A 25,627-nucleotide genomic window follows, 5' to 3' on the forward strand; every position below is an offset into this window, starting at 1 on the left:
CGCGAAGTGTCGCGTCTCTACATCGTCCAACACACTCGACTTGTGCATACCGAGAATTGCGTTTGGGCTTTAACGTTGGAAAGCGTACTTGTTACGCGTAATAAAGCTTTCAGTGCCGTCGTATTTTACCTCTTTCAGCACCGAAAACTGACTAGCACCTAAGACGAGCGTGCGTTTGATCAGGCAGTTTCGGTTGTCATCGAAGCCGCGGCCTTCGAGCACAAGTTCCAGTGCTTGATTGGGCAGACGCGTTTTGCGGCTGATTTGCAAAGGGGTGCCATCCCAAATCAAGCGGGTTCCATCGTCGGATAGCTGCACTTTGTCGTACCCTTTCACTTGGTTGCCCTCAGGTTCCTGGTAGATAAAGTCCAGCACCAGTTCCCGTGGCTTCGACTGCATCCCGTTGAGTGTAGTTACAAGTGTCACGGGCTTCTTGGTCTTGTAGTCGAGGTAGGTGAGGGAGCCGTTCCACTGTTGGGCAATGGCTGATAGCTCCTGCATAGCCACTTTGGCGGGAGTGCCCACCGTTTGGGCCACCCCCGACCCCGACGCCAGCAGCACCAGCACTACGGCCGTTACTTGAGTTTTCAAGCCCAGTAGTTGCGTTGTTGGGATGCTGCTGCTTCGCTGCAACAGCCAGTAGTCCAGTGAGTACCGGCCGCCACCTACCATCGTCACGAGCACAAAGGACCAGAAAAGCAGTTGCTGATAATACATGCCCAGCAGGGGTTCGGGCTCGCCATACCATACGAAAGCAATTATCAGAAACTGAACAGCTAGCTGCAAGCCGCTCCAGCGCGTGAGCAGCCCGAATGCTACCAGGAGGCCGCCCACAAACTCACCCCAGGCGGCCAACCAGGCCCATAGGTAAGGTGAGGGATAACTGAACCCAAGGTTGGCAACCTGTTGTACAAACCAGTCGGGCGGCCCCAAAGGAGCGGCCCCAACGGCTAGTTTGCTGGTTTCCTGCGCAGTAGTGAGGTTAACAAGCTTGGCCCAGCCAGCCCCAACGGCAATAGACAGGCCGAGGTGCAGACGGAACAGCAGCCAGGCGCCATCGGCAAGGCGAGACGAATGAGGTCGAGCAACAAAGAGGAGCTTTTTCATGGCAAGTCAGGAAGGTGAGTGAGCAGTAGTAGCAGCGCTAAGGCAGCCGATTTATTTACTCGCATTGTCCTGATTGCGCATGTCAAGCCCGCCTGCGCCGGTGATGTGCAGGTCTAGGTTAGCTTGGATAGTGGTGGTATTGACGAGCACGGCGGCTGAGCCAGCCGCAAAGCGGAGGATAGCCCGTTGCCCGGGGTTGAGAGTAGCTTTACTGAAAACGGCCCCGTTCGCGGGCCGCTCTTTCACCTCCACGGCCACCTTGCCCACGTTGTGGGCCGCCACCTTGAAGGCGCCGCGTTGGTTGCCTCCTAGCACAAACTGCTTGCCGGGCTCGATATATAAATCGGAATGAACGTCGGCCCAACAGGCGGTAGCCAGCAACAGCAAACCAGCGAATACAGATAAGAGGGCCTGACGACGGAGGCTAATTAGAGTGCACATAAGCCATGAGGTTAGTGGAAGGATGACCCAAAGGAAGGCTTCCCTTCCACCCCACGCGCTCCGAATTACCTTTCGGGACGTCCCAACTTATGAATTGAGCCCTGCCGCCACCTCGCTAGGCGTAGCGCCCCGCAGCTTCTTGAACACTCTGTTGAAGGTGGACTTGGAATTGAACCCTGATTCCAGAGCCACAGCCAACAGTGTATACTGCTGAAACTTAGGGTCACGCAAACGGCGCTCGGCCTCGCGCACCCGGTACTCGTTCACGTAGTCGTTGAAGTTCTGGCCGAACCCGGTATTGATAACCCGCGACAACATCGATGTATTGGTGCCTAAGCGAGCAGCTAGCTCCGGCAGCGTTAGCTCGGGCGCCAAGTACGGATGGTCGGTTTCCATGAGTTGGGTAAGGCGCGTTGCCCAACGGGCCAGTTCTGGGTCGGCGGCTTCGGGAATTGCGGCCGCTGGCCGCTCAGTTGCCGGAACCAATGTGGTGGTTTCAACGGCCACCGCCGGCGCTGCGCCCGCAGCTACAGCACCGTCGTCGATAAGAGGCGGCCAGGAGGCGGCAACAGGTACCGTGCTCGTAGCAATAGGTACTGGCTGCGGTTGACGCTCGACCAACGATACAGCTGGTACGCTGACGGGCGGCTTGCCGGGGGCGTTGAGGGCGGGACTGAAGTGCAGCGGGGCAGCCAGCCGGTCGTTGGTGAGCAAGCCGGCAATGCCAAGAAAGTAGATGAGAATACCTGTGGCAAGATACTCGTACCACGCCTGGTTGTAGTTGAGCGACATCACGCCCACGTCCACCACCGAAAACAGGAAGGTGATACCTACGCCCAACAGCATAGCCACCAGCAAGTTGCGCAGCCACACAAACCGAATTTGTTCGGTATCCGAGAAGTAGTCGTTGATGTAGCGGCGGTACTGCCAGTATTCGCGCAGCGTCAGCCAGCAATAGTAAGCCACCGATACGTAGCCTACGGCTTCCACCCAAAAGCCTACACCTTCTTGCACAACCGCCAACTCGCCTTCCGTGCCGAAGTGGTACGGGAAAGGCACTCCGCGCACCCCATGCTCCCACCCCACATCCACCCCAAACGCCACCGCCCGCCAGCCCAGATACAGTAAAGCCGGCAGGAAATGCAATAAGTCGCGCCGCTGAAATCGAAAGTCTTGGTTGGTGAGACTGCGGAAATAGAAGTAGAGCGTCGGCCCTAATGCCAGCCAATTCCCGAACGGGAAGTAGAACATGAACGTCGACAGCGCATTGTGCGCGTCGTACCAGCCGGCAAACCCGAGCATCCACTGCGCCAGCCGAACGGTGTGCAGCAGCAGGAGGAGCGCCAACCAGCCATCCGCAACTGTGCCGTGCCGCCGCCCCCGCGTCAGTAGCACCACGCTCACTACTATCCCCTGCAGGAAAAAAGGCAACAGCAAGCTACTGTAGGCGTCGAAGTCGAAAATCATTGGGCTCCGTGCTTAGTTGTTAGTGCTTCGTGGCAGAACAGGCAACCGTTCAAGTCCTGTATCCACCTTAAAACTAAGCACAAAGCACTAACAACTAACAAGCTATCCGAATGGCCCGTCATGCTTCGGCTGCGCCTCTGCAGGACGGGCCATTCGGATGAGCCCTAAGCGGCTGTTTGAGTTAAGTGCTGGAAATCACCGAACGATGTAGAGCGTCTCGGCGTTAAACAAAATCGGCGGGTTGGGGCGGGCGCCGAGACGCAAAGAGGCGGCTCTACATCGTCCTAACCAGTTTTTGGTTAACTCAAACACTCAAACAGCTTCTAAGCACTAATTACTCCAGCTCCTGCCGCAGCGCATACACTTTGCGCAGGTTGCGAATCAGGCGGGCCGACTCCTGAAAGTTGAGGGTTTGGGCCCCATCGGAGGCGGCTTCTTCGGGCTTTTCGTGAGCTTCGTAGATGATGCCATCGGCACCGGCCATGACACCGGCCAGCGCCATAGTGGGCACGTATTCCCGGATGCCAATACCGTGCGAAGGGTCCACAATTACCGGCAGGTGGGTTTTCTCTTTCAAGATAGGCACCGCGTTCAGGTCGAGCGTATTGCGGCTGGCAGTTTCGAAAGTACGGATGCCCCGCTCGCACAAAATCAGCTTCTCGTTGCCGCCTGAAAACACGTACTCCGCCGACGACAGCAGCTCTTCCAGCGTGCCCGATATACCGCGCTTAATCATCACCGGCTTATCCACGCCGCCTAGCGCATCCAGTAGGTTGAAGTTCTGCGTGTTGCGGGCGCCCACCTGAAACACGTCCACGTAGTCGTGCATCTCCTCCACTTGCGACACCTGCATCACCTCCGTAATAATTTTGATGCCGTGGGCGCGAGCCATCTGGTGGAACAGCTTCAGCCCCTCCATGCCCAACCCCCGAAACGAGTACGGCGACGACCGAGGCTTAAATACGCCCCCCCGCATGATGCGCACGTCATTGTCGAGCAGGTGTTGCATCATCAGCTCCATTTGGGCTTCACTCTCGATGCTGCACGGCCCAGCCGCCAGTGTCAGGCTGCCTTCCCCAATGCGCACCCCGTCGCCAAGGTCCAGCACCGTGGGCCGCACGCGCCACTTGCGGCTCACCAGCTTGTAGTCGTCCGACACCCGATGAATGTCGAGGATGCCGGGCAGCTGACCGATGGTGCGCAAGTCGAAATCGGCCTTGCCGATGGCCACGAGGTAGTGCGCCCGTTGCGTGGTGACGTCCGTGGCTTTGTACTTCACGGCTTTGATGTGCGCCAGAATATCCGCTTTGGCGGCTTCGGTGATATGGGGGTCGAGTTGGATAATCACTGATTTACGCTGATTAAAAGCTGATTTCGCAGGTTTTTTCAAATAGACCGTCATGCTGAGCTTGTCGAAGCATCTCTACCGCCAAAGTAAATTATATACCATTGCGGTAGAGATGCTTCGACAAGCTCAGCATGACCGTTTTCTCATCTCAACTAATTCAAAACAGAAGAAACAAACCGGGCGGCGGCGGCGGGAGCATCGTCGGCACCTTCCAACGCTTTAATCAAGGCCGAGCCGATAATGGCGCCTTCCGCGTATCGGCAGGCGTGCTGGAAAGATGCTTTGTCGCCAATGCCGAAACCGATGAGGCGCGGGTTGCGAAGCTGCATGTCCTCGATGCGCTGGAAATACGCATCCTGCACACCGGCGGCCTGCGTGTTGGTGCCGCCCGTGGTGCCCGGCCCCGACACGAGGTACAAAAACGAATCCGTCAGTTCATCGATGCGCCGGATACGCGCCGGGGCGGTTTGGGGTGTAATCAGAAACACTGGCTTCAGGTTGTGGCGCCGGAAAATGTCCTGGTACTCATCCACGTAGTCGTCGAGGGGCAAATCGGGCAGAATAACACCATCGACGCCCGCGGCGGCGGCTTCGCGGCAGAAATTTTCCATGCCGAATTGCATCACCGGGTTCAGGTAGCCCATGAGTAGAATAGGCGTTTCGGGCACTTGCTGGCGCACATCTTTGAGCTGGCTGAACAACACGCGCATGTTCATACCGTTTTGCAAGGCTACAGTGCTGCTCTGCTGAATAACGGGGCCGTCAGCCAGCGGATCGGAGAAGGGCATCCCGATTTCGATAAGGTCGGCGCCGGCTTTAGTGAGGGCTTGGAGCACGGGCACCGTGTCGTGCAGGTGCGGGTACCCGGCCGTAAAGTAGACGTTGAGCAGCTTCTTGCCTTTGCTCTGGAAAGCGTGTTGGATACGGTTCATACGTAGGTTCCCGCAGAGGGCGCAGAGCATTCTGCGCCCTCTGCGAGCTAAAGTTTATTTAATAGAATCCGCGTACTTCATGTACGTTTCCAGGTCCTTGTCGCCCCGGCCCGAGAGGTTGATGACCACTACATCGTCGGGGCCGGCGCCGAGCTGACCGAGCGCCGCCAGGGCGTGGGCAGTTTCCAGAGCCGGAATGATGCCTTCCAAGCGGCTGCATTCCGCCACGGCCCGCAGCGCCGGCTCGTCTTCAATGGAAATGAACCGCGCCCGGCCTTCCGCCGCCAGATACGCGTGCAGCGGCCCGATGCCCGGATAATCCAGCCCCGCCGACAACGAATACGGCTCGGTAATCTGCCCGTCTTCGTCCTGCATGAGCAAGGTGCGCGAGCCGTGAATAATGCCTGGCTTGCCCAACACCGACGTAGCCGCCGAGTGGCCCGACGTGATGCCGTGCCCGGCCGCTTCCACCGCCACCAGCTTCACCGAAGGCTCGTCGAGGAAATGGTAGAACGCGCCGGCCGCGTTGGAGCCGCCGCCCACGCAGGCTACCACATACTGCGGCAGCTCGGAGCCCGTCTTTTCCAGCAGCTGCTTGCGCATTTCCTCGCTGATAATGGCCTGCAAGCGCGCCACCAAATCGGGGTACGGGTGCGGGCCTACTACCGACCCAATGATGTAGTGCGTATCAACGGGGTTGGAAATCCAGTCGCGAATGGCCTCGTTGGTGGCGTCTTTCAGGGTTTGGCTGCCGCTGGTGGCGGGCCGTACTTCGGCACCGAGCAGCCGCATTCGCTCGACGTTGGGGCGCTGCCGCTCCATGTCCACCGAGCCCATGTATACGATGCACTCCATGCCCATCAGGGCACAGACGGTGGCCGTAGCCACGCCGTGCTGACCGGCGCCGGTTTCGGCAATGATGCGCGTTTTGCCGAGTCGCTGCGCCAGCAGAATCTGCCCTACCGTGTTATTGACCTTGTGGGCACCGGTGTGGCACAGGTCTTCGCGCTTGAGGAAGATGCGCGTGTTGTACTTCTTGGAAAGCCGCTTGGCCTCGAACAACGGCGTGGGCCGCCCTACAAAGTCGCGCAAAAGCTGCTGGTACTCCCGTTGAAACTCGGGGTCGGCGAGGATGATGAGGTAGTTGTCGCGCAGCTCTTCCACGTTGGGGTAGAGCATTTCGGGGATGAAAGCGCCGCCGAATTGGCCGTAATAGCCGCGGGCGGTGGGTTCTTTGTAGGTAGTAGGTGTCATGTCGTGTAGGATTAGGTTTCCCCCTAGTTTCGCAGAACACTGCTTCTTTTGCGCCCTCTGCGGGCTAAAAAAGTCAGGCTCGTAAGCTTTCAAACATCTGCTCTAATAATTTGACGTCTTTCACGCCAGGCTCGGTTTCAAAGCAGCTATTTAGGTCCAGTGCAAACAAGCCAGGCAGGCGCAAGTTCCGCAATGCCTCAGCTTGCTCTAAACTGAGGCCGCCGGCCAGAAAATAAGGCACCGGCAACTCATAGTCGGCCAACAGATTCCAATTGAAGGCCGTGCCGTTGCCGCCCGGTTGCGCGCCTTGGGTATCGAAGAGAAAGTAGTCGACGCTGCCTACGTAGGGGTGCAGTTTCTTGAAATCGAACTCCTTTCCCACTGAAAACGCCTTGACAACCGGCACACCGGCTGCTTGTATGGCGGCGCAATCCGCCGGGGTTTCCTGCCCGTGCAGCTGCACCAGATCCAGCCCCAACTCTGCCACGCGCGCCAGTACCGCTTCCGGGCTTTCATTCACGAACACGCCCACCTTGCGAATCCCGGCCGGTAGTGCCGCCAGTTCCTCCCCGCTGAGCTGCGCGCCCACATACCGGCTGGATTTCGGGTAGAAGATGAACCCCAAAAAGTCGGGCTGCAAAGCTGCCACAGCGGCCAGATTATCCGGCTGCCGCATCCCGCAGACTTTCAGGTAGGGAGTTGTTGGGGACATGGATTTGATGTTGTCTATTTGTTCGTCATGCTGAGCGAAGCCGGAGGCGAAGTCGAAGCATCTCGCTAGTGTGGTAAACCCCTTTGCCGGTGCAACGAAGCGGAAGAGATGCTTCGACAAGCGGACGCCAGATCAAGCATGACCAAATTAGTTTGTCAACGATTTGAGCGAGATGCTTCGACTACGCCTCCGGCTACGCTCAGCATGACGTTTAAGCCCTTACGACCCCAACCGTGGCGCGGAGCTGCTGCACCAGCGCGGCGCAGGCTTTTTCGGGGCGGCCATGGCGCATGAAAGTTTCACCGATGAGGAAGCCGCGGTAGCCAACGGCGCGCAGCGCTTCAATGTCGGCTGCCGAGCTTAGGCCGCTTTCCGTCACTTTCACGTACTCGTTGGGAATGCGTTGGGCTAACTCGCCGGAGGTGTCGAGGCTGACGGAGAAGTCGTGGAGGTTGCGGTTGTTGACGCCGACTACACTCACGGCATCGGGATGCAGTGTTTTGTCGAGCTCTTCGGCACTATGGATTTCGAGTAGCACTTCCAGCCCTAGGCTTTTAGCGAAGCGGCCTAAGCGCAGCACTTCCTCACCCGACAGCACGGCCGCAATAAGCAGCACCGCATCGGCGCCAATGCTCTTGGCTTCCAGAATCTGGTATTCATCAACCACAAAATCCTTGCGCAGGATCGGGCAGAAATTGTAGCGCCGCGCAATCGTCAGGTCTTCGTTTTTGCCCCCGAAAAATTCGGTGTCCGTCAGCACCGATAGCGCCGAGGCCCCGGCCTGCATGTAGCCGAGCGTGGTGCGCTCCACCGGCGCGTGGGCATTGAGTACGCCCTTGCTCGGTGACTTGCGCTTGAACTCGGCAATGATGCCGCTCAGGTCGTCGCGCAGCAGATACTGGCGTAAGCTTAGCGGTTGCGAGTCGATGTACAAGCTCTTTTCCAACAGCTTCACAGGCACCAACGCTTGGCGGTCAAGTACTTCCTGGCGCTTGTGGGTGATGATTTTATCGAGGATGGTCGGCATTTCAATTTGGATGTAACACCAAGCTCCTGCTTGGTGAGGCGTTAAACGGTTATTAGTCGTTGTCATTCCGACGCAAGATGAATCTGGGTGAAGTCATTGCACGAACTAACTCAGATTCCTCCTGCGTCGGAATGACAACTATCATTGGTATGACCTTTACACGGCCACGGCTTTGTTATGCGTGGCGGCCAGCAGATTCTTCAGTGCTGCGCAGGCCCGCCCGGAATCCAAGGATTCCTGCGCGGCGGCCAAGGCCTCGGCGAAACCAAACTCTGGTTCCAGACACCGGATAGCCAGGGCGGCATTGGCCGTCACTACGTCGCGTTGCGCGCGGGTGGCATGGCCTTCCAGCACACTCAAGAACAGCTGCGCCGACTCCGCCGCGCTACGGCCGCCCGCCAACTCAGTTGGTGTGGTGGCTGCCAGCCCAAAATCAGCGGCCGACACCACCTGCTCGCCGGTGATGGTGGCTAACTTAGCAGAGCCGGTGAGGGAAAGTTCGTCGTAGCCGTCGAGGGCGTGCACTACGGTGTAGCAAGTGCTGGTTTGTTGCAGCAAATAGTGGTAGAGGCGCAACAGCTCCAGGCTGAAGGTGCCTGCCACCTGGTAGTTCGGGCGGGCCGGATTTACCAGCGGCCCGAGGATGTTAAAGAACGTGCGCACCCCTAATTCCCGCCGCACGGGCCCGGCGTGGCGCATGGCCGGATGAAACGATGGCGCGTGCAGAAAGCAGATATTGGCGTGCTCTAACTGCCGTTTCAGCACGTCGTTGCTGGCCGCAAAATCTACCCCCAACTGCGCCAGCACATCCGACGAGCCGCACACCGACGAGACGCCAATGTTGCCGTGCTTGGTCACTTTGTAGCCTGCGCCCGCCACCACAAAGCAAGCCAGCGTGCTGATATTGAGCGTGTCTTTGCCGTCGCCGCCGGTGCCTACTATATCTACCGTTTCGTGGGTGCCAAGCTCCGGGTCGCGGCTGAGACTGAGCAGGGCCTCGCGGAAGCCAGCCAGTTCGGGCACCGAGATGGGCCGCATCCGGTACACCGCCATAAAGGCCGCCATTTCTGCTGGGTTCGCCTCGCCCACGCCGATGTGCAGCATGGCCTGCCGCGCCTCGGCGTGGGAGAGCAGCTGCTGGTCGAAGAGGATGTTGAGAAGGTGTTTCACAATCGCTGATTTGCGCTGAATAATCGTGATTTCGCTGATTCCTGTAAAAAGAACGTCATGCTGAGCATGTGGCGCATCAAGCCAGGGACCGAAGGCGTAGTCGAAGCATCTCGCTCGTGTGGTAAAATCATTTACCACACGAGCGAGATGCTTCCTGTCGTCAGCATGACGGATAATGCTTGGCAACGTCAGCACGCGAGATGCTTCGACTACGCTCCGCTGCGCTCAGCATGACGTTCCCGTACTACAGCCTAGGCTAGCCAGTTGCGTAGCATCCGGTGGCCGTGTTCGGTCAGGATGGATTCAGGGTGAAACTGGACGCCGCGCACGTCGTATTCGCGGTGGCGGAAGGCGAGCACTTGGCCGTCTGCGTCGAGGGCGGTTACTTCCAGCTCGGTGGGTACTGACTCGGGGCGGACGCTCCAGGAGTGGTAGCGGCCCACCCGAAACTGCGTCGGGAGGCCATCGAATAGCTTGTCTTCGGTGGTAACTTCGGCCTGCGTGGCGATACCGTGCAGCACCTCGGGCATATTATACAGCTCGCCGCCGAAGCTTTCGGCCAAGCCCTGGTGGCCGAGGCACACGCCCAAAATCCGTTTGGTAGGTGCGTAGCGGCGGATGATTTCGGGCATCAGGCCGGCTTCGGAAGGCAAGCCAGGACCGGGCGAAAGCAGAACGGCGTCGTACGCCTCTACGTCGTCGACGGCCAGCTTATCGTTGCGGATGACCGTGGTGGCTTCACCGTGGCCTAACTCCCGCAGCACCTGCACAAGATTGTAGGTGAAGGAGTCGTAGTTATCAAGGACTAGGATTTTCATGTTGCTAGGTGGGTATTGGGGTAGGGGTTAGGAGCTTAGGGTCTTAATTTTCGAGCAGAAGTTGCAGCCAAAGCCTGAGTAAATCATGAAGTTGAGTTTGGGGTTCAACGGCTACTGGCTTCTTGGCTCTATACTATATGTCAGCAAAGGGCCTAAGCCCTTCACACTTGCTCTGCTTCTTTCAACGCTTTGCGTAGGGCGGCTAGTTTGTGGTGCACTTCATTTAACTCGGAGTTGATATCGGAAGCCGCCACCACGCCGGCCCCGGCCTGGAAGTAAAGCTGACTCGCAGTGCTCAGGAACGAACGAATCATGATGGCGTGGTTGAAGTCGCCGTTGAAGCCGAGGTAGCCAATGGCGCCACCATAGTAGCCGCGGGCCGTGGGCTCCAGGCCGTCGATGATTTGCATGGCGCGGTGCTTGGGGGCGCCGGAGAGCGTACCGGCCGGGAAGGTATCGGCCACCACTTGCAGGGGGCTGGCGTCGGGGCTGAGGGTGGCGTTTACTTCACTCACCAAGTGAATGACGTGCGAGTAAAACTGAATTTCGCGGAAGGTTTTCACCCGCACGTTGTCGCCGTGGCGGGCCAGATCGTTGCGGGCCAGGTCGACGAGCATGGTGTGCTCGGCGTTTTCCTTGGGGTCGTCGGCTAGCTTTTGGGCCAGGGCGGCGTCTTCGGCATCGTGGCCGGTGCGGCGGAAGGTGCCGGCAATGGGGAACAAACTGGCTTCGCGGCCTTTAATAAGGAGTTGGGTTTCGGGCGAAGAGCCGAAGATTTTGAAGTTACCGTAGTCGAAGTAGAACAGGTACGGCGACGGGTTGATGGAGCGTAGCGCCCGGTACACGTTGAATTCGTCGCCGGTGAAACCTTGCTGGAAGCGGCGCGAAAGCACAATTTGAAACACGTTGCCTTGGTGGCAGTGCTTTTGCCCGGTCGCCAGCACCTTCAGAAACTCTTCGTCGGTCTGGTTGGTGGTCTCCTCTCCCACCGTCGCAAACTTGTAGTCGGGCAACGACGGGTTGCGCACCAGGTTCACGAGGCGAGTGAGGCCTTCGGGGTCGGTTTCCTCGCCGGCTAGCGTGTGCTCGAACACGTACAGCTCGTTGCGGAAGTGGTTTACGGCAATAACGTAGCGGTAGGTACCGTACAGAACGCTCGGAATCTGGCCGGCCGCTTGCTTATCGGTGTTCAACTCCAGGTCTTCGAAATACTGCACCCCCTCGTAGCCGATGTAGCCGAACAGGCCCCCGGTAATAAAATCGTAGTTGGTAGGCTCGGTCTGGAAGCAGCTAGCAAATTCCTGGAGGCGCGTGAGGGCCAGCCGGGGCTCCGCCAGGGTTTCGGTTTCGGTGCTGTCGTCGGGGAAAGTTAGTTTCAGCTGGTTACCGCTTAGCTCGAAGCGGGCCAGGGGGTCGAAGGCGAGGTAGCTGAAGGCGTTTTGCTGGCCGTGGTAGTCGGAGCTTTCCAGCAGCAGGCAGTTGGGGTACCGGTCGCGCAACCGCAGGTAGAGGCCTACGGGCGTAACGGTATCGGCCAGAACGCGGAGGTGACGAGTGTTGAGCTGGAACTGTTTCATAGGGGGCGTATCAGGGGAAGCGAAGCGCCGGGTAATAAAAAAGCCCGGCGGGGCGGCCGGGCTTTCTGTAGAGTCGTTGCGGAGAAGAGTTTCAATAACCTTAACGCACGCACAGGAGGTCCCGTCCGGAAATTCCGATAGGCCACCACCAAGCTTGCTGAGTCATTGAAACGGTCATTGCCAAAGTTGATTTAGGGCGTTGAGTGGCACAAAGGTAAAGCTGCATTTTTATAATGCAAGCAAAATTCAAGTTTTCTGTTGAAGTATCAGCAAGAATAAAGGCTACTAGTTGCGAGAATGTTAAAAAAACTCTTGCTGTAGACGAAAACCACAATTAAGTGAGCTACTCTCCTACTTCATAGATACTGTTCCAGAGCCGCAATAGTAGCTAAAGGAGCACTTAGATGCGGGTAATGCCCGGAGGTGTCTAAAATGTGTAGCTCGCTATCAATCAGGTGCTCGTTGAGGTAATGCCCTACTGCTGGCGGAGCCACCGAATCGTCGGCGCACTGCACAATAAGGGCCGGAACGCGCAGATTGGGCAGTTGGGCGCGGTAGTCGGACAGGAAGGTGGCGCGCGCAAACTGACTGGCAATCTTGGGGTCTACCTGGGTGAACGTATCCAACAGCTTATCAAGCAAATCCGGGCGCATATCCCCTCCTACCAATGTTGGAATCAGGGTGCTAGACCATGAACGATAGTCCCGGTCGAGGAAGCCTAGCAGTTCCTCCAGGTCACCGGCATCGAAGCCGCCGAGGTAACCGCCGTCGTTGACGTAACAAGGCGAAGCAGCCAACAGCACCAACCGCTCGAATAAGTCGGGCTCCTGTATGGCGGCTAGCACCCCTATCATACCACCCACCGAATGCCCAACATAGATAACCTTGGGTAGTTGCATGGCTCGCAGCAAGATTAGCAGGTCCTCTACGTAGCCGTCGAGAGTACGGTAGCGGTTGAAGTCGTAGGCGCTTTTGTCGGAGGCGCCCGCCCCCACTAAATCGAACAGCACAACTTGATGCTGCGCGGCAAAAGCTGGTGCTACATAGCGCCAGGCATGTTGGTCGGTGCCAAAACCGTGGGCAAACACCATGGGTGGTAATCCAGAACCATAAGTGGAGACGTGGTGGCGTATAAATGGATTCATAGGACGTCCAAGCTACATAAACTCAACCATACCAAACCTTATCTTCGGAGCGCTTAGGAGCTGCCACTATTTAACTAGAAATGCAAATAACTGTTTATCAATTACATCAGTTACATTCCGTTGATAAACAGTCGGTACTTTAGCAGGACAAATTTAATTCTCGGGGGAAAGCATTCCTGCCGATGCCTGTTGCGGACGTGCTGAAGCAGGCAGTTCTCCCACTTATCGGAAACACCAAAGACGAGTACGGACCGGGGGAGTTTCTTCCAACAAGCTACCTGTGTGAGCTACACATTAGAGCGTATGGAGAGTAGCGCGGAAGCTTCCAGGATTTACTTCGGTAGCGCTCTGCACAGCTGACGGCAAGCAAGTCAGGCTCGACATTGCTCTCAACTATTCTGTTAGCTTTATAGCATCGGCCGGTGCAGCATAAGAGCTTCTGCGAGAACAGGAGAAGCGGCAACAGAACCTTCTACTTCAGCCGGCGCAGCAGGACAACTCGGGTACGCACACTCACCCATTTCGCACCATGAGCAGCACCCCAACGATAACCTGGCCCTATGACCACCGTGCCCGCTTGGCACTGGCTACCGCCGCGCTAGCGCTAACCACGCTCGCCAGCTGCAACATCTCCGACAAATCCGAAACGGCCGCCACGCTCCCCGCCGCGCCCACTTCCTGGACGCTCCTTAATTTCACAAAGGCCGATGAGGCCAACCCCATTATGGGTCCTAGCCGGGTGGGCCGCTTTCAGGACCCCATTCTGAAGCAAACCATATTGTGGGAAGAGAAAGACGTGTTTAACCCCGCCGTAGTAGTGCGCCACGACACCATCTACATGCTTTACCGGGCCGAGAATATAGTGGCCGGCAAGGTGGGGAAGGCGTCGCGCATTGGGCTGGCTTTCAGCACCGACGGCATCCATTTCACGCGCCGGGCCAAGCCCGTGCTCTACCCTGCTAACGACGCCCAGAAAAAGTACGAGTGGCCCGGCGGCACCGAGGACCCGCGCGTGGTGGAAGACGCCACCGGCGTGTACTACATGACTTACACCGCCTATGACGGCAACAAAGCCCGCCTGCACGTGGCCTCCTCGCCGGACCTGCTGCACTGGATTAAGTACGGCAACGCCTTTACCCAAGCCGGTGGCGGTCAGTACGTAGACAAGTGGAGCAAGTCGGGGTCGATTGTGTCGCGTTACGAGCCAGACGGGCGTATCGTGGCCACCAAAATCAACGGCAAGTACTGGATGTATTGGGGCGACGCGCAAATCTGGCTGGCTACGTCCGACGACCTCATCCACTGGACGCCCGTGGAAATGGCCCCCGGCGAAAAGCCTCGGGTGCCCCTGCGCGCCCAGGCCGCAACCCTGCCCAACCTGAAGATTGTGCTGCCTACCCGCGCCGGTAAGTTCGACAGTGACCTGGTAGAATCCGGGCCGCCCGCCATGCTCACCGACCAAGGTATCCTGCTGATTTACAACAGCCGCAACGTGCCCGCCATCGGCGACAAGGCGCTACCCGAGGGCACCTACACCGCCGCCCAGGCCCTGTTCGACAAAAACAACCCCAGCAAGCTGCTGCTCCGCACCGACACCTACTTTATGCGCCCCGAGAAGCCGTACGAAACCACTGGGCAGGTAAATCAGGTCGTGTTTCTGGAAGGCTTGGCTCGCCTGCAAAACAAGTGGTTTCTCTACTACGGCACCGCCGACTCGAAAATTGCCTTGGCCACTCGGTCTGTAGAGTAAAGCCGCCTTCCCTTAGCTAGGCCATTTGCTACTTTGGCTGCCCGCTATTCCTCCAGCTATTTCTTCAGCAGCATCTGTGTACCATGCTGCAAATTGCTAGTTGCTCGCACTGTATAGTTGCCTTTAGATAAGTGACTTACGTCTAATGATTGGCCTGAGTGCATTTGCTGCTGAAGCTTCTTCCTGCCTCTGCTATCCACTATTTCTATTTTTGCTTGGTGCTGCGCATTCGGCAGAATCACAATCAGGTTAGTCTCTGCTAGATTTAGATAAGCGCTGAACCTAAGTGGTTGCACTGTACGTAGGCAGCCTTCAAAAGTCAGAGGCGCATTCAGCCAGCGGTAGGCCGCCGGAAACTCCCGCCGCCAAAACCACTCGGAATGCTGCCCGTCGGTTCGGGGGTTGAAGCTTAGGTTGGTAGGTGGCACACCGCCACGCGCCAGGGCATCATGCACAGTCCGCATTAAAGGCACCATGTTCGAGCCCTCGGTGGTGCCGCACACGAAGTAGAACCGCGTGTTGGGGTTGGCCGGGTGCTGGCGCACGTACTGCATCAGCGAATCCCCGGCAAACCAGAAGGCGGGTGAAAACGCTCCCACTTTGCTGTACACGTTTGGGTATTTTAAGGCGGCGTAGATGGATATGAGGCCGCCCATGCTGCTGCCCGCAATGCCCGTATACTCGCGGCCTGTGAGGGTGCGGTAGTGGCTATCGATGTAGGGCTTTAACGTTTCAACCAGAAAATCAACGTATTGGTCGCCCTGCCCACCCCCGAGTTTGAGGTTGCGCCAGGGCGAGAGTTCATTGAGCCGCTCGGTGCCGCCGTGGTCCACGGCTACCACAAGGGAGCCAGTGGCGTCGAGGCCCTGCTTTTGCAGCTCGCTCAACGTTTCATCGACGCCCCATTCGCCGGCGAAGCTAGTGCAGGCGTCGAACACGTTTTGGCCGTCGTGCAGGTAGAGCACGGGGTAGCGTTTGGTGGAGTTGGTGGCATAGTCGTTGGGCAGGTAGATCCAGATGCGGCGGGTGCGGCGGAGCTGCGGTATCTCAAAGGCCATGCTGATTATCTGCACGTTGGGCTGCAAGGCCGTGCTTTGGCACGGTTTGCTGCTACCGCCGAAGTCCTTCCAGTTTAGCACTTGCAAATCCACGGTGGCGAGACCTTTATTGATGGTGTAGCGGCGGTTGGCTACGTCGTTGTTTTGCGCGTCGGTTTCCGCAGAAGTCCAGGCGCCGCGGGTAAATTTGAATTCCACAGGCCCCGTTACGGCTACCGGCAGCGTGAGTTGGTAAGTGCCGTTGGGTTTGCGGGTGAAGGCGTGGGCGGCACTGCCGGGGTTCCAGTTGTTGAAGGAGCCCGCCATGTAGAGCACGGCATGGGCAGGCGTGGTGGCGGGCACGCGGGTGAGGCGGAAAGTGGTTTGCGCCGGTAAGGCACCCGCCCACAACAGCAGGCCAGCCAGCAAAAGCAGGATACGCATGGGAATTAAGCAGGTTGAGAGCTGGTGGTGGACCCCACCCCCGTCCCAAAGCAAGCTAAAAACTTGCTATGGACGTAAGGCGGAACACAAACGATTGGGTAACCCAATAAACCTGTCTACTTTTCAGCCTGCTTCCTCACAATGCAAGCAGGCCGTACGCTACTTCCCGCTTTATGCCCCACCGGTTACTGGTCTTACTTCTTATTATTTGCAGCGCCACAATAGGATTGCCATCGGCGGCGCAGAAAGCCCCGCGTCAGTCGGAGGGCGACGTATTTGTGGACAAGCAAGGCGTATTGCGCTGGCAGAAAGACAAGAAAGAAGTAGCGCTGTTTGGGGTGAATTACACCACTCCTTTTGCCCACGCCTACCGGGCGCATCAGCGGCTAGGCGTGTCGCACGAGCAGGCTATAACGCAGGATGTGTACCACCTCTCCCGGCTCGGGGTTGATGCGTTTCGGGTCCATGTTTGGGATGTAGAAATCACCGACACGCTTGGTAATCTGCAAGACAACGAGCACCTGAAGCTGCTTGATTTTCTGGTGGCGCAGCTTAAGCAGCGTGGTATTAAAATCATTCTAACGCCCATCGCCTACTGGAACAACGGCTACCCGGAGCGCGACACCGGCACCGGCTTCTCCAGCATCTACTCGAAAAGCGAGGCCTACACCAACCCGCGGGCCATACTGGCGCAGGAGAAGTACCTGACGCAGTTCCTCAACCACCGCAACCCCTACACCAAGCAGCTTTACCGCGAAGAGCCCGACATCATTGCCTACGAGGTGTGCAACGAGCCTCGCTACCACAAGCCCGAAGACCAGGTCACGGCCTTCGCCAACCGCATGGCTCAAGCCATCCGGGCCACGGGCTGCCGCAAGCCAGTGTTCTACAACGTGTCTGAGAATCCCGACGTGTACCAGGCCATTCTGAACGCCAAGGTGGATGGGCTAACGTTTCAGTGGTATCCGCAAGGGCTGGTGAGCGGGCACGCGCTACGCGGCAACTTCCTGCCTTACGTCGACCAGTACCCCATTCCGTTTCGGACCGACAAGCGCTTCACCAGCAAGGCCAGGATGATTTACGAGTTCGAGTCGGCCGACATTATTCAGCCGGTGATGTACCCGTTTATGGCGCGCAGCTTTCGGGAAGCTGGTTTTCAATGGGCCACGCAGTTCGCCTACGACCCCATGGCCATGGCCTTCGCCAACACCGAATACCAGACCCACTACCTGAACCTGGCGTACACGCCAGCCAAGGCCCTGAGCTTGCTGATTGCCTCGAAAGTATTTCACCGTGTGGGGCGCGGGCAGTCGTTTGGGCGCTACCCGCAGGATTCGGTGTTTGAGGCTTTCCGGGTGAGCTACCGGCAGGGTTTAAGTGAAATGAACACGCCGGAAGAATTCTACTACACCACGTCCACCACCACGCAACCCAAACGAGTTGCCAGCTTGCAGCACATAGCCGGCACGGGCTCTTCGCCAGTAGTACACTACGGCGGTACCGGCGCCTACTTCCTCGACCGACTGGCCGCGGGCGTGTGGCGCCTGGAGGTGATGCCCGATGCCGTACCAATTCAAGACCCGTTTGAAAAAGCATCCTTGAGCAAGCCCGTGACGCAGATTTTGTGGAACGAGCAGCCGTTGCAGATTACCCTGGCCGAATTGGGTGGTAGCTTCACGCTACGTGCCCTCAACGAAGGCAATACCACGCAGGAGCAAGCTACCAACGGCCGCCTTGCGGTGCAGCCCGGTGTGTACCTGGTGGCGGCGGCCGGCAAATCGACCACGCAGTTCACCGGGGCATCTATCTTCAACCGCATTAAGCTAGGAGAATTTGCAGCGCCCGCGCCCACCAAGCTCGGCCCGCAGGTGCTGCACACGCCGCCCGCGCAGGTATCGGTGGGGCAACCAGTACGCATCAGCGCCCGCCTCACCGGTGCCTCACCCCAAGACAGCGTGTTCCTGGTAGCGCAGCATTACTACGGCCGCACCCGCACCCTGCCCATGACCACCACGAGCTACGCCACCGTGGAGGCCACCGTCCCCGCCGACCTTGCGTATTCGGGGCTGCTGCGCTACTGGATCGTGTTGCGCAAAAAAGAGCAGGCCCTCACGTTTCCGGGCGCTTTCGAGGGCCAGCCCCGCGATTGGGACTACGCGCACCCCGAACACTACGAGGTACCCATTGTGGCCGCGGGTACGCCTCTGCCCCTCTTTGAAGCCAGCCACGACCAGGACCTGGTGGAAGCCCGCGGCGTCGCCAGCACCGCCTGGACTGACTACGTAACTACGCCGACCGGTACGTTGGCCTTGCGCCTGGTGCAGGGCACCCCGCGGCCCAATCAGCCACAGCCCGCCGCTACTGCGGGGCCGGCCGCGGCTTTGCGGGCCTATTTCGGGCACAAGCTCTCGGGCCGGGCCACCGAGCTGGCGGCCTTCAAGGAGGTAGTTGTAAGGGGCCGGGCCAGTGAGGCGGCTACTACCGTGAAAGTGGTGCTCACCACCAAAGATGCCATAACCTATTCGGCCACCGTTCAGCTTGGGCCCGATATGCAGGACCTCCGGATTCCGCTGTCCACTTTCCGCCCCGATGCGCTGTTGCTGGTGCCGCGCCCCTACCCTGGCTTCTTGCCTCTGACCTACCAGCCCACCCGCCCATCAGCCCTGCAACTACCCGAAACGGAGGTGCTGCAAGTACTGTTTGACGCGCCCGCTCCGGCCAGCGGCACGCGCCACCTCGACCTCGAATCTGTTTCCCTGCAATAAGGTATATGTCTGACTATCCGCTGCTTTCGAATTCTTTTACCCGCCTTGGCGCTGGTTTGCTGCTGCTAGGCGCCCTGAGCGAGTGCACCAAGCCAGCAGGCAGCATCACGCCCGCCGTCGACTTCAACCAGGACTGGCAGTTTGTGAAAGACATGGATACGGCCGTTACGGCGCCCCTCTTCACCAAAGCCACCGACAGCACCATGCAGTGGGCAACCGTATCGTTGCCCCACACGGCGCAAGTAGAGCCCGTCGTGACCGACAAAAAGCAGTGGCAGGGCACTTGCTTCTACCGCAAGTTTTTCCAGGTACCGGCCACCGATTCCAGCAAACACGTAGCCATTCACATCGGGGCAGCTATGCACACCGCCGACGTGTACCTGAACGGTAAAAAGCTGCAACGGCACGTGGGTGGGTATTTGCCGTTCACTGTGGATGTTTCGCGCCAGCTCAAGTTTGGGCAGGAAAACTGCCTGCTGGTGAAGCTCAACAATCAGGACAACCCCGCCGTGCCGCCCGGCAAACCCCTCAAAGATCTGGATTTCAACTTCTACAGTGGCCTCTACCGCTCGGTGCAGCTGCTGGTGCAAGACAAAGTGCATGTTTCCGATGCCGTGGCGGCCAACCGCACGGCCGGGGGCGGCCTCCTGCTGCACTACGAAAACGTCAGCCCGCAGTCGGCCACGCTACGGCTCCAAGCCGAAGTGCAGAACGATGCCGCGCAGGCCCAAACGGTGCAGGTACGCGCGACGTTGCTCGACGAAAAAGGCCAGGAAGTAAGCCGGATTCAAAATGAAGCGGCCGGCATTGGAGCGGGTGCTTTCGAGCGGGTAGATCAAGTGCTCAACATTGCGAATCCGAAGCTTTGGTCGCCGGAGCAGCCCTACCTCTACCGGCTGGTGGTGGAAGTGCTGCGCGAAGGAGCCGTGGTTGACCGGCAAGAGCTGCAAACCGGCATCCGCACCATCCGCTTCGCCACCGACGGCTTCTACCTCAACGGCCAGAAGCTCCGGCTGCGCGGCACCAACCGCCACCAGGAGTATCCTTACTTGGGGTATGCCTTGTCGGATAACGCGCAATACCGTGACGCCTGGCAGATTCGGGAAGCCGGTTTCAACTTCGTACGCTGCTCGCACTACCCGCCCTCGCCCGCCTTCCTGCAAGCCTGCGACGAGCTAGGCATTCTGGTGATGAATTCCATTCCCGGCTGGCAGTTTTTCGGAGGAGCAGAATTTCAAAAGAACAGCCTGCAAAACGTGCATGACATGGTACGCCGCGACCGGAACCACCCGAGCGTCGTGCTGTGGGAGTCGTCGCTGAACGAGACCGGCATGAGCAAGCCCTACATGGAGCTGACGCACCAAGCGGTGCACCAGGAGCTACCTTGGAAAGAAGGCGTGTACACCTGCGGCTGGATGGATTACGCCTACGACGTGTTCATTCCGGCCCGCCAGCACAGCAAGGCCCCCGATTATTGGAGCAAGTACACCGGCAAAAAGCCGCTGTTTCTTTGCGAGTACGGCGATTGGGAATATTACGCCCAAAACGCCGGCTTCAACCAAACCGCTTACGCCGGCCTAAAAGAGTCGGAACGCACCTCACGCCAGCTGCGCGGCCAGGGCGAGCGGGCCCTGGCGCAGCAAGCCCTCAACTTCCAGGAAGCTCACAACGACAACTTCCGCAGTCCGGCCGTCGGCGATGCTAACTGGCTACTGTTCGACTACAAGCGCGGCTACGCCCCGGATATCGAGTCGTCGGGTGTGGGCGACATATTCCGGCTGCCGAAATTCGCGTACTACTTCTACCAAAGCCAATACGGCCCGGTCACCACTCCGCAAGGCTTCGGTAAGCCGATGGTGTACATTGCCAGCTACTGGCAGCCCACTTCCAGCAAGCAAGTGGTAGTGTATAGCAACTGCGACGAAGTGGAGCTGCAACTCAACGGCACCCCCGTCGCCCGGCAACGCCCCGACGCCAACAAATTCTCCGACCGACTAACCCACCCGCCTTTCACGTTCACGCTGCCCGCCTTCACGCCCGGCACGCTGAAAGCAGTTGGCTACAGCAACGGCAAAGTGGCCGCTCAAATGGAACGGCGCACTCCTGGCGCGGCGCAGCGGCTGCAGCTCCGCTACGCCCGCCACGGCAAAGACCTGACCGCCGGCCAAAACGATGCGGTGTTCGTCTATGCGTCCGTAGTGGATGCCAACGGCACGGTAGTGCCAGATGCAACGACAGCTGTAAAGTTCACCGTGCAAGGCGCCGAGCTGCTTGGCAACAACCCGGTGGAAGCGGAAGGCGGCATTGCTACCATTCTGCTTCGCGTGGGCCTAAACCCTGGCGCTGTTCAGGTGTCGGCGGAAGCTGCCGGTTTAACTGGCAATACGCTTGAAATCGGCGTTAAATAGAACTGTCCGGCTGCTGATGCCCTGCTGTTCCATGGGCGCACCTGGCTTTCGGGGCACGCTGGTTTCTGGTTACGTCTTCTTTATGCAAAGCAGCAAGCTGTGGGGGTAGCTGAATCCCTGGAGTGAGGAAAGCAGTACCTGTAGTAAGCCAGACTGTGGAGACTGCGGGCAAACAGGACGACTTACCTGACTGGGTCAAAGACTTGATTTTTTTCCGGTGGCCCTTCACAAACCTTAGCTAGAAGCTGTTTTGAGTTAGAAAAAATGGTTCGGCCGGTGTAGAGACGCAAAGAGGCGTCTCTACACCGGCCGAACCAACCCGCCGATTTTGTTCAACGACAAGACGCAAAGAAGCGTCTCTACCTCGTTCGGTGATTTCGAAAACGTAACGCAAACTGCCTCTTAGACTGTTAGTCATGAGTTGGCGTTGAAAATATTTATTGCATTTTTCCCCGAAAACTAAGATGAGCTAGGCTTTTACTCCCATTGAGCAAGCGTCAAACGATAAAGCACGTTTGCCTTCGAGATATTCAGCTATCAGCTTCAATTACAATAGGTTAATACTATTCAGCCATCGACTGATACTATTTTATCATAAAGGCACCCATACAAGTCTATTACAAAAGGTCAGAACACCGTACCTAACTGCTTTGCTTCCTTCATCTGCGCAGTATTTCGATGCCATTAATTCCTGCATGAAGTAGACTTCATCTACTGCGCTAAAGGATGTATACCGGCAACATGGCCATAATTTCTAGGGATGCAGGTATATATTCTGCTTTTTTATTGAACAGACCCCATGATTTACATACTGTTTTGAAGATTGGAGGATAGCTCATCAACTCAGGCTATTAGCGTTATCGTTAACAAAAAACGTCTATGAAGCGTAGCCTTACGCAAGGCTTACAGTTAGGCTTAACTTGAAAAGTGGGACAGGTACAAAATAATCTACGCTAGCTTCAATAGCATTACTGATGTGACCAAGAGAAATTTTGTGCGCCAAATCAATTTATTGCTATTCTTAGAGTGGTTCCGCAAACGTTTCCGATGTCGCTGGCAAAGCTTTAACTTGCGCCCTACTTGCAAGAGGTGCCTTCTTTAAATGTGTTTGGCAGAGGCTTGTATTGCAGTCTATAGCTTCATTTTGCTTTCCAGTAATTTCTTAGAAGACATCACAAATTTCCACTCCGGCTAAATCGGAAAAATCCAGTTCAACACCCAAATCATTTCCCAATGAAACACCCTTACCTGGCAAAACTCTTGTTTTTGCTGCTGTTTGTGTGCGCCGGTTTCACCGGCGCATTCGCCCAGACTGGTTCAGTAAGTGGCCGCGTTATAGACGAGAAAGGTGAAGGCCTACCGGGCGTTACGGCTCTGGTAGAAGGTACTACGCTTGGCAACTCCACTAACGCAGACGGCACATTCTCCATCCAGAATATTCCGGCTGGTCCCCACACGCTGATTGTCTCGTACGTGGGCTTCACGTCGTTGCGCCAGCCTTTTACCAGCACGGCTGGCCAGAATACAGCTTTGGGCAACCTGACTCTTGGCGAGAATACTACCCTACTTAATGAAGCCGTAGTAGTGGGCTACGGTACGCAGCGCCGGCAAGACGTGACGGGCTCTGTTGCCACTGTGCAGTCCAAGGACTTTGTGCAAGGCCAGGTAACCAACCCCGAGCAACTGGTGCAGGGCAAAATTGCAGGCGTGAGTATCACTACGGGTGGCGGCGCGCCGGGCGCACCGGCCAACGTTCGTATCCGCGGCAATTCTTCGCTCAATGCCAACAACGACCCGTTGTATGTCATTGATGGTGTGCCGGTAGACAAAGGCGGTATTTCTGGTGCCTCCAACCCACTTACGCTCATCAACCCCAATGACATCGAGAGTGTGACCGTGTTGAAGGACGCCTCGGCCACGGCTATTTATGGTAACCGCGCTTCCAACGGCGTTATTCTGGTTACCACCAAACGGGGCTTGCAAGGCGAAAGGCTTACCGTCAACCTGTCGTCGCAGACTTCTATTTCCAGGCGGGCCAACGAGTACGATGTGCTTGGCGCCCAGGAATTCAGTGATATTGTGCGGGCCAATGGCTCTGCCTCGCAGGCGGCTACCCTCGGCACGGCCAACACCGACTGGCAGAGCGAGCTTTTCCGCACCGCCGCCACCTACGACAACAACATCAGCCTGACCGGCAGTGTAAAAAAGGTACCGTTTAGGGTTTCTTATGGCAACCTCTCCCAGGAAGGCATTGTTATCACCAACAAGCTCAAGCGCAACACCGGCTCGGTAAGCCTTACGCCTTTACTGTTCGATGACCGGCTGCGCATCGATATCAATGCCAAAGGCACGTTGGTTGACAACCGTTTTATTGATGGCGCGCAGGTAGGCAACGCCGTGCTTTTTGATCCGACGCAGCCGGTGCGGGGGGTTGATGAAACCCGCTATGCACCTTACGGGGGCTACTTTCAGTTTCTGCAGCCCAACGGCAACCCCTTGGGCCAAGCCATTGGCAACCCCGTGGCGGCGCTCAACAACGCCAACAACACCAGTGACGTAAAGCGCCTGATTGGCAACGTGCAGCTCGACTACAAGATTCACGGCATCGAAGGGCTACGCGCCAACCTGAACCTGGGTACTGATATTTCCCGCGGCGAAGGCTCTACGGCTACCAACCTAGCCGATTTCGGCAACTTCCTCAACCAGGGCCGTTTCACGCAGTACAACCAGCAAAAGGACATGCGCCTGCTCGAAGCCTACCTGGCGTACAGCAAGCAGTTCGGCGGCACCAAGTTCGATATTCAGGGCGGCTACTCGTACCAGGATTTCGTGACCAAAGGCGACAACTTCCTGGACTACCGCTTCGACCGTACCACGCTCGTGGTGCCCACCGCCGTGCTAACCGTGCCCGGCTACTACTCGAAGCTGGTGCTGCTCTCTTATTTTGGCCGCACCACCCTCAACGTGAAAGACCGCTACTTGCTGACCGGTACAGTGCGCATAGATAATACCTCGCGCTTTGCGGAAAACAACCGCAGCGGCGTGTTTCCGGCTATTGGCTTGGGGTGGCGCCTGAAAGGCGAAGACTTCCTGGCCGACAATACGCTGATTTCGGAGTTGAAGCTGCGGGGCGGCTGGGGCCGGACCGGGCAACAGGAAGTGGGCGGCAACTACGACTATCAGTCGCGCTACGTAATTGGCAACGGCGCGGCGCAGTATCAGCTCGGCGACACGTTTGTTACCACGTCGCGGCCTTCCGGCTACAACACAGATCTGCGGTGGGAAACCACTACCACCTGGAATGCCGGACTTGATTACGGCTTCTTCGACGACCGAATTTCGGGCGCTATCGATATCTACCAGCGCACTTCTACTGATCTGCTCTCGTTGGTAAACGTGCCCGCCGGTGCCAACCAAACCAACCAGCTGAACCGCAACATCGGGTCGTTGCGCAATCAGGGAATTGAATTCAACGTCAACGCGGTGCCCGTACGCTCGGAAACCTGGAACTGGGACCTGAATTTCAACGTGGCCTACAACCGCAACAAAATTACGGAGCTAGACCAGCAGATTGGTTTCGAGGGTTACCTGACGGGGGGCATTCCCGGCGGCACGGGCAGCACCATTCAAATCAATTCAGTGGGTTCTCCTTCCAACACCTTCTACGTCCGCCAACAGGTGTACGACAGCAATGGCCGCCCGCTGCAAGGCATTTACGTGGACCGCAACGGGGACGACATTATCAACGAGCGGGACAACTATCGTTACAAGCAGTCGGCCCCGCTGGCCGTGCTTGGCTTCTCCTCGAACGTGGCTTACAAGAAGCTGAATCTATCGTTTCTGCTGCGCGGCAACGTGGGCAACTACGTTTACAACTCGGTAGCGGCCAATATTGGCAACTTTTCGAACGCGCAGGGCTCGTCGGGCTTCCTGACCAACCTGCCCACCGATATCCGGAATACCGGCTTTACGGCCCAGCAACTTTTCTCGGACTATTACGTGGAAAACGGCTCTTTTCTGCGCTGCGAGAATATTACCCTGGGCTATAACGTAGGGAAAGTTCTTGGTGAGAAAGGGACACTTCGCCTGACCGGCGCTGTTCAAAACGCATTTTTGATTACCAAGTACGAAGGGCTTGATCCTGAAATATTTGGTGGTATTGACAACAACTTTTATCCCCGCGCCCGCACCTTCACTTTTGGTCTTAACCTGGGCTTTTAATTTC

At 57.5% G+C, this 25,627-nt stretch carries 17 protein-coding genes; 4 read left to right on the forward strand and 13 right to left on the reverse strand.

Going from position 1 to position 25,627, the window contains the following annotated elements; translation table 11 throughout:
• Nucleotides 1–69: 69 nt before the first annotated feature.
• From VF639_RS20655 to VF639_RS20710, 12 genes are all read right to left on the reverse strand, one after another.
• A complete protein-coding gene (locus VF639_RS20655) occupies nucleotides 70–1,107 on the reverse strand; it encodes a DoxX family protein (RefSeq protein ID WP_331147840.1) in 1,038 nt (345 codons plus the stop codon).
• Nucleotides 1,108–1,158: 51 nt separating this feature from the next.
• Nucleotides 1,159–1,548 carry a hypothetical protein gene (locus VF639_RS20660; RefSeq protein WP_331147841.1) on the reverse strand — a complete coding sequence of 130 codons (390 nt, stop codon included), beginning with the start codon at nucleotides 1,546–1,548 and terminating at the stop codon, nucleotides 1,159–1,161.
• Nucleotides 1,549–1,635: 87 nt separating this feature from the next.
• A complete protein-coding gene (locus tag VF639_RS20665) occupies nucleotides 1,636–3,015 on the reverse strand; it encodes a helix-turn-helix domain-containing protein (RefSeq protein ID WP_331147842.1) in 1,380 nt (459 codons plus the stop codon).
• A gap of 334 nt (nucleotides 3,016–3,349) precedes the next feature.
• Nucleotides 3,350–4,363, reverse strand: coding sequence for a 3-deoxy-7-phosphoheptulonate synthase (gene aroF / locus VF639_RS20670; protein ID WP_331147843.1), 1,014 nt, complete (start codon nucleotides 4,361–4,363; stop codon nucleotides 3,350–3,352).
• A gap of 152 nt (nucleotides 4,364–4,515) precedes the next feature.
• Nucleotides 4,516–5,295 carry a tryptophan synthase subunit alpha gene (gene trpA, locus VF639_RS20675; protein WP_331147844.1) on the reverse strand — a complete coding sequence of 260 codons (780 nt, stop codon included), beginning with the start codon at nucleotides 5,293–5,295 and terminating at the stop codon, nucleotides 4,516–4,518.
• Between the two features lie 54 nt (nucleotides 5,296–5,349).
• Complete coding sequence (gene trpB / locus VF639_RS20680) at nucleotides 5,350–6,549, reverse strand: tryptophan synthase subunit beta (RefSeq protein ID WP_331147845.1); 1,200 nt, start codon at nucleotides 6,547–6,549, stop codon at nucleotides 5,350–5,352.
• A 73-nt stretch (nucleotides 6,550–6,622) separates the two neighbouring features.
• Nucleotides 6,623–7,261, reverse strand: a complete 639-nt coding sequence (locus VF639_RS20685; RefSeq protein WP_331147846.1) for a phosphoribosylanthranilate isomerase — start codon at nucleotides 7,259–7,261, stop codon at nucleotides 6,623–6,625.
• Between the two features lie 211 nt (nucleotides 7,262–7,472).
• On the reverse strand, nucleotides 7,473–8,288 hold the full coding sequence (gene trpC, locus VF639_RS20690) for an indole-3-glycerol phosphate synthase TrpC (RefSeq protein ID WP_331147847.1): 816 nt from the start codon (nucleotides 8,286–8,288) through the stop codon (nucleotides 7,473–7,475).
• A 156-nt stretch (nucleotides 8,289–8,444) separates the two neighbouring features.
• Nucleotides 8,445–9,458: an anthranilate phosphoribosyltransferase gene (trpD, locus tag VF639_RS20695; RefSeq protein WP_331147848.1), complete on the reverse strand. Its 1,014-nt coding sequence runs from the start codon at nucleotides 9,456–9,458 to the stop codon at nucleotides 8,445–8,447.
• A 251-nt stretch (nucleotides 9,459–9,709) separates the two neighbouring features.
• Complete coding sequence (locus tag VF639_RS20700) at nucleotides 9,710–10,276, reverse strand: anthranilate synthase component II (protein ID WP_331147849.1); 567 nt, start codon at nucleotides 10,274–10,276, stop codon at nucleotides 9,710–9,712.
• Between the two features lie 161 nt (nucleotides 10,277–10,437).
• Nucleotides 10,438–11,853 (reverse strand): anthranilate synthase component I family protein, encoded by a 1,416-nt coding sequence (locus VF639_RS20705; protein WP_331147850.1) that lies wholly within the window; start codon nucleotides 11,851–11,853, stop codon nucleotides 10,438–10,440.
• 356 nt (nucleotides 11,854–12,209) lie between these two features.
• On the reverse strand, nucleotides 12,210–12,998 hold the full coding sequence (locus VF639_RS20710; RefSeq protein WP_331147851.1) for an alpha/beta fold hydrolase: 789 nt from the start codon (nucleotides 12,996–12,998) through the stop codon (nucleotides 12,210–12,212).
• 529 nt (nucleotides 12,999–13,527) lie between these two features.
• On the opposite strand from VF639_RS20710, the gene VF639_RS20715 reads away from it, so the two are divergent.
• On the forward strand, nucleotides 13,528–14,748 hold the full coding sequence (locus VF639_RS20715) for a glycoside hydrolase family 130 protein (protein ID WP_331147852.1): 1,221 nt from the start codon (nucleotides 13,528–13,530) through the stop codon (nucleotides 14,746–14,748).
• Between the two features lie 56 nt (nucleotides 14,749–14,804).
• Here VF639_RS20715 and VF639_RS20720 read toward each other — a convergent pair whose 3' ends face one another.
• A complete protein-coding gene (locus VF639_RS20720) occupies nucleotides 14,805–16,229 on the reverse strand; it encodes an alpha/beta hydrolase-fold protein (protein WP_331147853.1) in 1,425 nt (474 codons plus the stop codon).
• A gap of 173 nt (nucleotides 16,230–16,402) precedes the next feature.
• Here VF639_RS20720 and VF639_RS20725 point away from each other — a divergent pair, with 173 nt between their 5' ends.
• The 3 genes from VF639_RS20725 to VF639_RS20735 all read left to right on the forward strand — a co-directional run bounded on the left by VF639_RS20725 (nucleotide 16,403) and on the right by VF639_RS20735 (nucleotide 25,623).
• On the forward strand, nucleotides 16,403–18,994 hold the full coding sequence (locus tag VF639_RS20725; RefSeq protein WP_331147854.1) for a cellulase family glycosylhydrolase: 2,592 nt from the start codon (nucleotides 16,403–16,405) through the stop codon (nucleotides 18,992–18,994).
• Between the two features lie 5 nt (nucleotides 18,995–18,999).
• Complete coding sequence (locus VF639_RS20730) at nucleotides 19,000–21,402, forward strand: glycoside hydrolase family 2 protein (RefSeq protein ID WP_331147855.1); 2,403 nt, start codon at nucleotides 19,000–19,002, stop codon at nucleotides 21,400–21,402.
• A 1,233-nt stretch (nucleotides 21,403–22,635) separates the two neighbouring features.
• Nucleotides 22,636–25,623, forward strand: a complete 2,988-nt coding sequence (locus VF639_RS20735; RefSeq protein WP_331147856.1) for a SusC/RagA family TonB-linked outer membrane protein — start codon at nucleotides 22,636–22,638, stop codon at nucleotides 25,621–25,623.
• The last annotated feature ends 4 nt before the right edge of the window (nucleotides 25,624–25,627 follow it).

Source organism: Hymenobacter sp., assembly GCF_036387835.1.
GTDB lineage: Bacteria > Bacteroidota > Bacteroidia > Cytophagales > Hymenobacteraceae > Hymenobacter.